Raw genomic sequence first — 12,588 nt, forward strand, 5'->3', positions numbered from 1 at the left:
ATGAACTTAAACACTGTCAAGCTACAAATGAAAAGACGTTTTAGCGTGTGGCGGATCGTGAGCTTGGCGGGGGCAGCAGTCATTTTGCTGCCTATTTTTTTCGTATTCCTTTCGATTTTTGATGCGCCGAACCAAAACTGGGTACAAATCAGAAAGTATCTGATCAAGGATTATTTCAGCCAAACGATTCAACTGACACTGACTGTTGCCGTGCTGACGGCAATACTTGGGGTGACGCTAGCCTGGTTGGTAGCCGTGTTTGATTTTCCGGGTAAACGATTCTTCAGATGGGCACTTGTGCTGCCTTTGGCGGTTCCTCCTTATATAGCGGCCTTTACGTACAGCACAATGTTCAGCTACACCGGTGTGGTTCAGACCACCCTGCGGAATCAATTGGGGATCGTACCCAATCAGGAACTGATCACGTTCTCCTTCATGCGGGGTGCGGTCATTGTGTTCACCTTGTTTCTGTTTCCCTATGTCTATCTGATCACTAAATCTTTCCTGGAAAGACAGAGCGCTTCCTATATTGAAAATGCCCGGCTGCTTGGGAGAAACGGTTGGTCCATCTTTATCCGGATCGCGATTCCGCTGTCCCGTCCGGCCATTGTAGGCGGCGTCAGCCTGGTCATATTCGAGGTGCTGAGCGATTACGGGGTTACGAGTTACTTTGGAATCCAGACGGTGTCTACGGCGATTTTTCAGACCTGGTTCGGAATGTATGATGTCGATTCGGCCATGCGCCTTGCTGCCTGGCTGATGGTTATTGTGATAGGCCTGTTCTTTGTGGAAATGCTGCTTCGCAAACGGCGGGCCTACAGCTCAACGACGAGCACAACCAAGCCGTTGACGCCAAGACGCCTTACAGGAATGCAAGGAATGACTGCAGCCGGTTTCTGTATGCTGGTCTTTTGTGCATCATTCCTCTTTCCTCTTCTGCAGCTGATTGTATGGGCCGTCTGGACCTTCGATGCCGTGTGGAACGCAGACTTTATCTACCTCTTCTACCAGACCTTATCCGTAGCTGCGGTTTCCACCCTCATCATCATGGTGTTCGCACTCATTGTCGCGGCGGCGAACCGTTCGCGTTCTGCTGCTTCATTGTTTCTCTCCAGAGCTGTAACAGCCGGATACTCCATGCCCGGAGCCATTATCGCCATCGGTGTGTTGGTCGTGTTCCTTCAGATGGATAAAGGCTGGGCTGTCATTCATCACCGGTTTGCTTTAAACGGAACCCCACTGGTGCTCAGCTTGACCCTGGCCATGCTGGTGATGGGTTATGTGATCCGCTTTATGGCTACTGGTTACAATGCCGTGGAAGTAGGCTTTGAGAAAACAGGGCGGAAGTTCACGGAAGCATCGAGGATGCTGGGCCATGGCCTGACGCGAACATTTTTCAGCGTTGATTTGCCGTTAATCAAGGGGGCTGTAATGAGCGGCTGCATCTTAACCTTTGTGGAAATCTGCAAGGAACTGCCGCTTGCTTTAATATTAAGACCTTTCAATTTCGAGACTCTGGCTACAAAAGCTTACCGATATGCTAACGACGAACAGATTTTCAAAGCATCCATCCCATCGCTGCTGATTATCTGCATCAGCTTCATCTCGGTTTATATTATGCATCACTTGGACAGGAAGTGGGACAAATGAGTCTAGTAGAAATCAGCAATCTTTCGTTTTCTTACGGACGGGGAAACGCCCCGGTTATTGATCAGTTCTCCTGCTCCATTGAAAAAGGGGAAACGGTCGGCATCGTCGGGGCCAGTGGTAACGGAAAAAGCACGCTGTTGAGGCTGATCGCGGGCCTGGAAATTCCAGCAGGAGGAGAAATCCGGATTAACGGACTGCCTGTAGTCAATGAAAGCACCTTTGTCCAGCCGGAGCGCCGCGGAGTAGGTATGGTGTTCCAGGATTACGCGCTGTTTCCTCATATGTGTGTCCGTAAAAATATTGAGTTTGCCCTTCACCAGCTTCCGCGAAAAGAGCGAGCCAAACATCTGGAGGAAATGCTGGAGCTTGTGCATCTCACCGATTATAAAGAACGCTATCCCCATGAGCTCAGCGGCGGCCAGCAGCAGAGGGTGGCCCTTGCCCGGGCACTGGCGCAGAAGCCGGCAATTCTACTGATGGACGAACCATTCAGCAACCTTGATGCGGGGCTGAAAGACTCGATCCGTTCCGAGCTGCTGACGATACTAAAGAAAGCGGAAATGACCTGCTTGTTCGTTACGCATGACTGGGAGGATGTCGAAGCAATCAGTGACCGGTCCATACATTTACAATCTTAAACACATTGAATATGTCTCCCTCTTTCACCTTGTTGCACCTTTTTAGTATAATGGTTAGGATGGACAACAGGAAAAGAGGAAACGAATGCCTACTATATTGGTTGCTGACGACGATGCGAACATTCGCGAACTTGTTTGTTTGTTTCTACGCAATGACGGATTTCAAACAGCCGAAGCGGCCGACGGCAAGGAAGCATTGAGCGTCTACGCCTCGACGCGTGTCGATCTTGTCGTACTCGATATTATGATGCCGATTATGGATGGTTGGACGTTATGCAAGGAGCTGCGAAGAGCCAATCCTGATCTTCCTTTACTTATGCTGACTGCAAGAGGCGAAACATGGGAGAAAGTGAAGGGTTTCGAGCTTGGGACAGATGATTATTTGACGAAACCATTTGATCCGTTGGAGTTGACAGCTCGTGTGAAAGCACTACTGAAGCGATACCGGGTTGGCTCCACGCAGACGATCCAGTTCGGCAACATCATCCTGGATCGGCAGACCTATAAGGTGATGAAAGGGTCGGAGTCGCTCACGTTGCCGCTCAAAGAGTTCGAATTGCTGTATAAGCTCGCTGGAACACCCGGACAAGTCTATACGCGCGAGCAGTTGATCGATCAAATTTGGGGGATTGATTACGCTGGAGATGATCGAACGATAGACGTACATATTAAACGCCTGCGCGAACGGTTCGCGGCTACACCCGATTTTCGTATCGAGACGGTGCGTGGGCTTGGCTACCGGCTTGAGGTGTACGAATGATCAGATCCTTATATATACGTGTTGTGCTGACATATCTGGTGTCCGTGATCGGGGGCACACTCATTGCTTTATTGGTGGCCACTTGGGGATATGAAGATAAATTGAACGAAAACTTGCAAATCACCTTACTTGACTTCGGCCAGGACATCGTCCGGATCTACGAGACATTACCGTTACGTGAAGCGGACTCGTTCATCAGTGAAATGAAGCAGCTCAATTCCTATTACATTCGAATTTACGAACAAACGGGTCAGTTTCAACCTTACGGAGAGCCTAGGGAACACCCTGCTTCCACTATAACGAAGGAACAAGTAAAGCAAGTCCTGGATGGACAAATTTTTCAAGTCAGGACGAATGGTCTTAATCCTATCCTCTTAGGGCTGCCGATGAAGACGGAAATGGGGATGAAAGCGATGTTTGTAGAACAGAGCACCCCCTCTTCCGCATCTTTTCTGGTCAAGTGGATTTATACTTTCTTGGCCTATTCGTTGATAGCAGGATGCTTATTGATTCTGGTTGCCGCCATGTTCCTGATCAGACCGATTAAACAGCTGACACAAGCGACCCGACGTATTGCAGCCGGAGATTTCAACGTCAAGCTGAATATTAAACAAAAGGGTGAGCTGGGTACGTTGGCCCGCAGTTTCGAACAGATGATGTATGATCTACAGCAGCTTGAGCAGATGCGCAGGGAATTCGTAACCAATGTGTCGCATGAAGTCCAGTCGCCGCTCACCTCGATATCCGGTTATGCTATAGCGCTCAAACAAGTAGACATCGCAGAGAACGAACGAAACCGTTATCTCGATATTATCATCGCTGAAGCGGCTCGGATGTCCAAGATGAGCGATAGCCTGCTCAAGCTAAGTTTGCTTGAATCTCAGTCACAGCAGCTACGGCTGGTCAAGTTCGGCCTTGATGAACAGATCAGACGGGTCATCGTGGCAATCCAGCCACAATGGTCAGCTCGCAACATCCGTTTCGAGCTCAATTTGAAAGCAGTTAGCCTAACGGCTGACCATGACCTGTTAAATCAGGTATGGACCAATATACTCGGCAATAGCATCAAATTCTCCAAGGATGGAGGCGTTATTGATGTCAGCATCACACAAGACATCAGAAACGTGACCGTCCGTATATCCGACACTGGCATTGGGATTTCCCTAGAGGATCAGAAGCGTATATTCGAACGGTTCTTTAAGGCTGATCGTTCCCACAGTCGTAAATTTGAAGGCAGCGGTATGGGACTTGCCATTGTTAAACAGATCGTATTGCTTCATCAAGGTGAAATCCGAGTGGAAAGCGAACCGGGTCGAGGAACGAGCGTTATTGTCACCTTGCCCACCACAACGCCAACAGATTAGTTAGATTCATTCCTCATGCTACGATTCATGTGCAAGCTATCTCGCCTAATGACTCCGTAGCATTTTTTTGCTTGTTCATACTCCGTTCATATTGTCGTCACAGGGAGTACATCTTTGTCGTGTAAGCTTTGCTGTAACGGCCCGCCTAAGGTAGCCCAATAAAGAGATGGAGACAGGAGAAGATGAATGTGGAACTACAAGAAGAAGTAATGAAAAAGAGAATGGGTAAACCGCTTCGCATTATACTGAAATCCATAGGAGCTATAGCTGCACTAATGGTACTTTTTCTAGCCATTGTTTTTATCGTTAATATGATCAGCAACAAATCAGAGCAAGGTAAAATTCAATCCTATGGTCAGTTAGTCCCTGTAGATGGGAAAAATATGAATGTGATGATTCAAGGAAAAGGCGAAGAAACCGTCGTGCTCTTACCTGGTTATGGCACAGCGGCACCAGCTCTTGATTTCAAGCTGCTAGTGGACGAGCTATCGCCATTTTACAAAGTTGTCGTGGTTGAGCCTTTCGGTTATGGATTAAGTGATGAAACCGACAAGGAGCGAAGCACGGAGAATATTGTAAGTGAAGTTCATGAAGCTCTGCAGCAGCTTAATATTGATCGTTACACGCTCATGGGTCATTCCATTGCGGGCATTTATGGACTGGATTATGTGAACAAATATCCTAACGAAGTGAGTGCATTTGTCGGAATCGATAGCAGTGTTCCAACACAACCGGGTATGGATGTTAAATTCCCATTAAAAACGTTTGATTTCCTCAAAAAATCAGGTCTCTTAAGAATGATCAAGAAAGTAAGCGGAGACCCCTATGCTTCCTTATCATTTGATGATCAAACCAAAGAACAAATGAGAATGATATCGAATAAAAACGGGAATAATGCCACTACCTTAAATGAAATGAAACATATTTCTTCTAATTTTAAAGGGGCTCAACATTTAACATTCCCTCAAAATCTTCCTGTTATTTTCTTTATACAAGCGAATAACACAGGCGTTAAAGGATGGATACCCCTGCATGAAGAGCAGGTCAAAGATTCTGTACACGGAAAAGTGGTAACCATGGATGGAGAACATTATTTACACCATACTCTATCAAAAGAAATCGCTCAGGGCTTCAGGGGATTTATGGAAGAAATCAAATAAACTCAAAATAAAACGGAAAATAAGCCCGTGTGACTAATCACACGGGCCTTTTTGTCAGTTCACTCATAACCTAACGCTTCGCCGCAGCCAAAATCTCATCTGCCACCAGATCAGGGTGAAATTGATGAATATAATGCTCGCTGTCCTTAATCATCACCTGCTTGCCTTGTACGGACCAGGATGGAAATTTTGCTTGGGATTGAGTCCAGTCCTCTTCACTCTTTCCGAAGTAATCGGAGGTCAGCACGGTGAATGGGAAAGTGAAAGTCTGTTTATGATCCAATACAATCTTCGCATTAGCTTGGTGTTGAGCCAGTTCGTCATCGATATTAGCATTAGAGAGCTTAAGCAATGTGGCCTTAATGTCCATCGCCTTCAGCTCATCTGGAACAAACTTTAAGCCGTTGCGAGTTGCACGTGAGTTCTCTAGAATACTATCAGAGGTGAGTAGCATCCGCAGCACTCCAGTATGTATCAGCAGCTGTTTGCCAAACCCTCCACTGGCTGGAACATCCACCCCATCATAATAAAATTCCGGGCTTCCGCTATCCAGCATCACCATGGCTTGTACCTCATCAGGGTATTTCTGTGCGAACCGGATCGTTTCCAAAGAACCCAGTGAATGTGATACTAACACGTAAGGCGGCTTTTGGCCAGATTCCTGCAGCAATTGATGTATTTCACTGGATATGGTGTCGACATCACGCTTCTTGTCTGTCGTATCGCTATACCCATAGCCGAATCGGTCGTACACGGCGAATTTAACATGTGGAGCAAGCTTGTCATACAGCGGATAGAAATCAATATACGGATTGGCCGTGCCCCACCCGGAAGCGAGCACAACCGTCACATCACCTTGACCGCCGGTATATAGGTGCATGTTTTTCCCATTCACATTGTACAGCTTGCCGCTGGGAGTATACGATTTCAGATCCTTACGGGTATTCACCTGTTCAACTACCAAGCTTGAAACCAGTAGAAGTACAATCGCCAGACCCCCGAATAGAAGGGTCCTTTTTAATCTTTTACGCCATTTTTTCATTCCACTCACTCCTTCTATGCCTCATATTGTACATAATCAATCTTAACTAAGCGACAACAGTATCTTAATTCCAGCTTAATTCATTGTCGTATTGTTAAGCCACTATGATACCCTGGACTGGGGAGCGTGGGAGAGCAAAGTGAAACATTGTGTGCCTGCCGACAAACAGCAGCATCTGTTAACCTATTTCACAAGGGCTGACCTCAACGAGATGGAGACGGCAATGAAGCAAAGCATGGTTACTACTCAGGCCCCCGCGAGACTCCAAGCCCTTGAACTAGGTAACCTGCTTCTAGCGGACCGTATAGCCCCTATTTCCTCCTATCTGCGATCTTTTGACGTCTTACGGACCGTATAGCCCCTAAGTCGTCAAAACAGGCTCTAAAGCGAGGGTTTTCTGTGATATAGAGGCTCATGGGTCCGTTAATCCTGCAAAACGGCCTATGTACAGCAAATAGAGGCTCCTGAGTCCGCAACCGTCTGAAATCGAAGCGAGGGTTACGAGCGAAGAGGGCTAGGGAACCTAAGTAGTAACAAAGCATGCTTCTATTCCAGCAGGATACAGCAGAGATTTGTGCCACACAAGGCATCGAATACCCCGCAGTTATTGCGGAGCAGATCATCTCATATTTCAACCGGAGATTGGATGGCGAGGAATGGGTGTAGTGGTTAACTTATTTGCAGCTGCGCAAATCTAAAACTATCGTATCCTTAATATTCATTGGGTTCGCCACCTTCCAGCTGTTTCAAATCAACGCTCTGCCTTCAACCAGATAATGATCCGCAGTAAACGAAACATTAATCGAATACTCTAACCTTATCGATTCTTCCTCCAAGTTGATGATATAGACTTCTTCGTAAGGAGTTTCTATGTACTTCAACATGATCTTTAGAGTCTGTGGACCCATCCAACTTGCATTAGTGAATACGGGCTGGAGATGCAGCTCCAAATCTTTTTTGAAAAAAGTGTTATACCTTGTCACCCTTTCCACCTGTGCTGTTATAGATCTAAGGGTTCCTGCTTGCTGAATCTCCAGAAGGATTTCCGGATCTATGGTTAACTGTACTCGCTCTATCTCTATGTTATTTGGCTCCATGTGGTAAGATTTCTCAAACCTATCATAGAAAGGTCTAGCCGTTGATTTCATCTCTACAAACGGGCTGCTCAGGGTAGACAGCTTGGACTCAAGTTCATGGTAATCTGTTAAATCGAAATCACTACATTCTTTTGACACGGAGTAGAATATCGTTTCATAGAAATGATCCAGCAACACTTGTAACCTCTTCATACTTGCGAAGCTTGCGGTTGCAGCAATAACGAGGTTCTGGCGGGGCGCTACCAGGCACAGTTGCCCAAATGCCCCATTCCCCATATAACACCCTTCCCGGCAACGGAAGATCTGATAGCCATACCCCTGGGCGAAGTCAATCCGGCCTTCATCCCTGCTGTTATCGCTTTGTTTGGAGATCGCCTGCTGAATAAATGTCGCAGACACGATTCGTTTCCCATTGTACATTCCTTGCTGAAGCAGCATTTGGCCGAATTTGGCTACCGAGCTTGTGGATATATTGAGGCCCATTCCCCCGGCTGTAATGCCCAACGGACATTTTTCCCAGACAGGTCTTTCTATGTCAAGCGGTTCGAATAACCTCGGCATTAAATAATCAACCAAATTCTGACCTGTAACCTTCTCTATAATGGCCGAGAGCATATATGTCGCGTGAGTGTTATACAGATAATAGGTTCCTGGCTCATGCGCTACCTCTAAGGATAAGAAGGCCCGAACCCAATCCTGCTGGCTGACAATATCAGGGTAAGTGTTCATATGATGGCCTGTATTCATTGACAATAAGTGATGGACAGTCATCTTGGATAGATGCTCGGAAACGACCTCAGGTAATTGCTCTGGGAACAAAGAAACCACCGGATCACTCAGTTCCAGCACCCCCTCATCGATGGCAATACCTGTTGCGATAGCTGTAAACGTCTTACTTAAAGAGTATAATGCTTGTATCCCGTCTTTCTCAAAAGGTTCTCTATAGAACTCAACCACCCTTTGGTTGTTCCGCATTAGAATGAAGCTGTTAAGTTCCACGCTCGATTTCTCCAATCCCTGAAAAAACTCGAGTAATGCCCGGGAAGGAATCCCCTTATGCTCAGGATAACCACAGTCGTAATTCACTTGTTCAACTCACATCCTCACACATCATACTTACTGATATTTCCGTTATCCAGCTGCTGCAGGCTATTCTCATAGAACGCCGAGAAGTGTTCATTCCATAGACCTTCCTCCGTCAAGCTAATCCGTTGTTCTTCCATATATTTTTCTTTGGTACCATTTCTTGGCCTCCAACCTGATTGTAAATATCAGCGATGTTGTGCTGAGCTCCATTCACCAAGCGTATGGAAATATTAACCTGATGTCAACTTTATCCTGGCATATCATACATGCCGTGGCCGTCCATCATCCGCAGCACAAATGTGCACCAAAAAAGGCAGTCTAGGACTTTATAGGTCCCAGGGCTGCCTTCTACATTTCGTTATGTGGGAACCGTCAGCGGAAGATGACGCTGCAGCGGTTATATTTTGGCCAAATAGGCTTCTAGCTGGTCGAACGTTCCTCCGAAGCCTTGCTTCATGGATTCAAACATGCCCACGTAGAATTGCTGCTCTTCATCTGTAGCATGAATCGGCCCGCCGCGCAGAGTCATCGTTGTTGTACCGTTTGCTTCTGTAAACGTAACCTCGTTGCGTATTTCGAGCGGAAAAACGGCGCTAAACGGCGCGCGGATCGTGTTGCCCTCCGCATCGGCAAAGGAGTTGACGAATACGATCTTCTCCGGCTGCTCCATCTCAACATAGACGAACTTGCCCCACATCGTCTCGTCACCGTCTGGGGTTTGCATTCTGTAGTGGAATACACCCCTTGGACGGAAATCCAGCTTCACAACGCTAAACTTGAAGCCTGTAGGCCCCCACCAGTTCTTCAGATGCTCAGCCTCAGACCATACCTTGAACACCAGATCGCGCGGTGCCGCGAGCTCTCTGGTAATTACCAATTCATTGCTCTCCTCTTTCGTTGACATGCCGGATGTCCTCCTAAGCTGAATTTTTTAATACATCTTTTGATTGTACACATATTCTTCCAAATAAGCGGAATTTTCATTCCGATTCCACTAATTCCACCTTGTCCCCAACGCTTATCTTCCCTGTTGTGACAACTGAAGCATACACACCGAAGTGCAGGCCAAACTCGGTATTTACTTTTTTCAACAAGGAAGGGTCTCGTTCAAGTGTGTCAGGGTCCATCGTAATCACAGTGCACCGGTTACAATAGCTGTCCACCCGGAGCTGCACATCTCCGATACAGAGCTGCTTCCCGATCCAATTCCCCTCATCCAGGGATTCGTCGTTCAGAGCCACCACAAAGTTGCCGCGGAACCGGCGCTGATCCAAAGATTTGCCCCACATGTCTTGCAGCTTGGCTAAGCTAGCATCGGTAATCAACAGAATACTGGCTCCATCTACGGATAACAGCTGCGGATGCTCGGGGTGGGTTGCTTTGATTCCAGACATGGACACATCCGTTGAGGTCTGACTCTGAATTTCTGCCAGCAGCTCCTTGTCCCAGCCGAATGTCCGCCCGTCTGCTGAGGTGACCCGGATCTCTCCATCTCTAAATTGCGCCTGATAAGAGAGCATATTGGGAATGTTTCTGGCTGTAACATAACGCTTCCAGCCTGTTTTGCTCTCATCATAGAAAGCGCAGAAGCGGTCACCCAGCATTCCATAAGCTTCTACCTCACAGACTTCCAATCCTTCACCCGCAAATGACTTGACCGGATAGCGATTTATTTCACGGATGGTTCCCACCGTTTCTTGCACGATCATACTCCTCCATTCTCTGGCTGCTGACAAGGCTTTGCACGAATTCGGCGACCTGTTTTCTTGTTCTTAAAATAATGACTTGCTGATGATCTTTAGCCTGATCAAGTTTCCTTAAGGTGTTCATTCTGCTTCTTTTTCTATAATTCCAGACCCATTTTATAAATTCCCAATCTAATTTCTCTGCACATTCACCATTCATATCCGGTCTGCTCTTCTTATGATATATCACCCGCCGTTTGATAATCCGGTACATACATAGCAGTCGTGGCAGGTCCAGGAATATAATAACATCCGCCCTTTTGATTCGCGCATCCATCGTCCTTGAATAGTTACCATCTATGATCCAGCGGTCTTCGTTAGTCCATTGTTCAATCCTCTGATCCCACTCTTCATTGGGGGTAGGGACCCAATTAGCCTTCCAGAAATAGCTATCCAAATGGACCACCGGAAGCTCAACTATAGTACCAAGCTTGCCGGACAGCGTGGATTTGCCTGTTCCGCCTGATCCAATAACCAGTATTCGCTTCATATTTCCTCCTATTTCATAACTGCCTAGACTCCATAATGAATAACGTATTTATTTTCAGAAATAGCTTGTCTTAACAGTGTCATTAGATCAAGCAGTTCCTGTGAGGTTCTTGCTCTATGATCCTTCGCTACAATATCATAAAAAGCTGCTAGAGAAGCGGGCGGAATCAGGGTAACTCCCCATCTAGCCAGCGCAAACTCGGGTCTGCTGTAACTATGGGAATACGTTTGGAGTAACGTCAGCTCCTCCCACCACTCGTTCAGATAATCATCATCTATCGCAACACAGTTATATTTCTCAGGTTCATAGTCAGAGTAATCCTTATCCTCTTCGAATATCTCTACTATGCCGAACTGGGCAACACAAGCCACAGGAACACCCTCTTTCCTGATTCTATTGGATTCCGTCGTTTCTATGGGCAAATATAAGGCTTTTTTTGACACAGCACTATCTGCAAGCTACATTTATAAAAAGAACCTGTTCTAAACATTCAGACCTAAATTGTATCGTAAATTGCAGCCAGGAGGAATCCCCCTATGGATAAAAAACTGATGAAGCTTCTAAAAAAGCTGTATCTTCATGCGAATTCCGTCTATGATGCCGAGCGCGCGGTCAGCACCTACCGCACCGACACGTTAAGTCCTCAGGAAACTGAACTACTGCAGCAGCATGGCTGGGAGCTGAATGCCATGGAACACCTGACACATGATGGAGTGAACCGGAAGCTGGTAGACTTGCAAGCAGATGAACGTCTGTCCTGGCCTGTCATTGCCGGAGCCTTCATCGCCGGTGTCGGTGGCAGCTTCCCCCGGGGAATCTCTGCACTTATGAGCTATCATATGATGATTCATATGCAGGAGCATCCCTATGACCAGGCCAAACATTTCATCTGCTGCCGCTATTGTGCCCATCATAGAGACGGCTGGGAGCACCTCTCCTATATACAATACGCTCTTCATCAAGGCCATATTTATGGCAGCAGCAGTGTGGGCGCTTATGCTGACCTGAGTGAATTCGCCAAGCTGGCCGGGGAACAGAGAATCCTCCCTACAGCGGAGGACATCCAGCAGTTCAAGAGCCTGCTGCGGCTTCTTGAAGAGGCTGCCGAGGACGAGTCGCCGGGGCAATTCGAGAAACGCCTCACCACAGAGAAGCTGCTTAAGAGTGGTGCCGGCATCCGCCGGGGTATTCTACAATCCCTTGCCATGGTCGGTGTACTGCCGAACCGGGTGCTGGCGCTTGATCCCGGCCACTGGACTTATATGGAGGATATATTGGAAGGCGAGCCGCAGCTGAACAATACCAAAGGCCGCTCCGATATGCAGATGCCTTGGGCCGGCTGGATCGGCAGCCTGGGTGTCGACCGCGACAAGGCTCAGCAGCTTTTTGGGGAATATTTGAATTAACTCACAGGACGCAACTGCAATTCGTGCATTTATATTTAGTTACCTGACAACCCAAAAAGGAATCCAACAAATGGATTCCCTCCTCCCATACATCGGTGAAGACGTCAAACAGGATGCATGCGTCGATTTTTTTCTCAAAAGCAGCGACTC

At 47.2% G+C, this 12,588-nt stretch carries 12 protein-coding genes; 6 read left to right on the forward strand and 6 right to left on the reverse strand.

From position 1 onward, the window contains the following. The 5 genes from B9T62_RS17475 (at position 1) to B9T62_RS17495 (ending at position 5,572) form a co-directional block, all read left to right on the forward strand. Positions 1–1,650 carry an ABC transporter permease gene (locus tag B9T62_RS17475; RefSeq protein ID WP_087916441.1) on the forward strand — a complete coding sequence of 550 codons (1,650 nt, stop codon included), beginning with the start codon at positions 1–3 and terminating at the stop codon, positions 1,648–1,650. Further along, positions 1,647–2,288 (forward strand): ABC transporter ATP-binding protein, encoded by a 642-nt coding sequence (locus B9T62_RS17480; RefSeq protein ID WP_087916442.1) that lies wholly within the window; start codon positions 1,647–1,649, stop codon positions 2,286–2,288. Before B9T62_RS17475 ends, B9T62_RS17480 begins: the two co-directional genes overlap by 4 nt. An 85-nt stretch (positions 2,289–2,373) precedes the next feature. Continuing rightward, positions 2,374–3,048 carry a response regulator transcription factor gene (locus tag B9T62_RS17485; RefSeq protein WP_087916443.1) on the forward strand — a complete coding sequence of 225 codons (675 nt, stop codon included), beginning with the start codon at positions 2,374–2,376 and terminating at the stop codon, positions 3,046–3,048. After that, positions 3,045–4,412 carry a sensor histidine kinase gene (locus B9T62_RS17490; protein ID WP_087916444.1) on the forward strand — a complete coding sequence of 456 codons (1,368 nt, stop codon included), beginning with the start codon at positions 3,045–3,047 and terminating at the stop codon, positions 4,410–4,412. The genes B9T62_RS17485 and B9T62_RS17490 overlap by 4 nt, the downstream gene beginning before the upstream one ends. Before the next feature lie 182 nt (positions 4,413–4,594). Next, positions 4,595–5,572 (forward strand): alpha/beta hydrolase, encoded by a 978-nt coding sequence (locus B9T62_RS17495; RefSeq protein WP_087916445.1) that lies wholly within the window; start codon positions 4,595–4,597, stop codon positions 5,570–5,572. A gap of 70 nt (positions 5,573–5,642) precedes the next feature. Here B9T62_RS17495 and B9T62_RS17500 read toward each other — a convergent pair whose 3' ends face one another. The 6 genes from B9T62_RS17500 to B9T62_RS17530 all read right to left on the reverse strand — a co-directional run bounded on the left by B9T62_RS17500 (position 5,643) and on the right by B9T62_RS17530 (position 11,403). Then, positions 5,643–6,614, reverse strand: coding sequence for an alpha/beta hydrolase (locus B9T62_RS17500; RefSeq protein ID WP_087916446.1), 972 nt, complete (start codon positions 6,612–6,614; stop codon positions 5,643–5,645). A gap of 746 nt (positions 6,615–7,360) precedes the next feature. Next, positions 7,361–8,710: a serine hydrolase domain-containing protein gene (locus tag B9T62_RS17510; RefSeq protein WP_245864483.1), complete on the reverse strand. Its 1,350-nt coding sequence runs from the start codon at positions 8,708–8,710 to the stop codon at positions 7,361–7,363. A 484-nt stretch (positions 8,711–9,194) separates the two neighbouring features. Continuing rightward, on the reverse strand, positions 9,195–9,701 hold the full coding sequence (locus tag B9T62_RS17515) for an SRPBCC family protein (protein WP_087916448.1): 507 nt from the start codon (positions 9,699–9,701) through the stop codon (positions 9,195–9,197). A gap of 76 nt (positions 9,702–9,777) precedes the next feature. Beyond that, the gene (locus B9T62_RS17520) at positions 9,778–10,500 is read right to left on the reverse strand and encodes an MOSC domain-containing protein (RefSeq protein ID WP_087916449.1); all 723 of its coding nucleotides are present in this window, start codon (positions 10,498–10,500) and stop codon (positions 9,778–9,780) included. Next, positions 10,472–11,032, reverse strand: coding sequence for a DNA topology modulation protein (locus tag B9T62_RS17525; protein ID WP_087916450.1), 561 nt, complete (start codon positions 11,030–11,032; stop codon positions 10,472–10,474). Before B9T62_RS17525 ends, B9T62_RS17520 begins: the two co-directional genes overlap by 29 nt. A 23-nt stretch (positions 11,033–11,055) precedes the next feature. Next, positions 11,056–11,403, reverse strand: a complete 348-nt coding sequence (locus B9T62_RS17530) for a hypothetical protein (RefSeq protein WP_087916451.1) — start codon at positions 11,401–11,403, stop codon at positions 11,056–11,058. Positions 11,404–11,568: 165 nt separating this feature from the next. Between B9T62_RS17530 and B9T62_RS17535 the strand changes: the two genes are divergently transcribed. Then, positions 11,569–12,438 carry a hypothetical protein gene (locus B9T62_RS17535; protein WP_087916452.1) on the forward strand — a complete coding sequence of 290 codons (870 nt, stop codon included), beginning with the start codon at positions 11,569–11,571 and terminating at the stop codon, positions 12,436–12,438. Positions 12,439–12,588: the final 150 nt, after the last annotated feature.

Origin of the sequence: Paenibacillus donghaensis, assembly GCF_002192415.1 — a bacterium.
Lineage (GTDB): Bacteria > Bacillota > Bacilli > Paenibacillales > Paenibacillaceae > Paenibacillus_AQ > Paenibacillus_AQ donghaensis.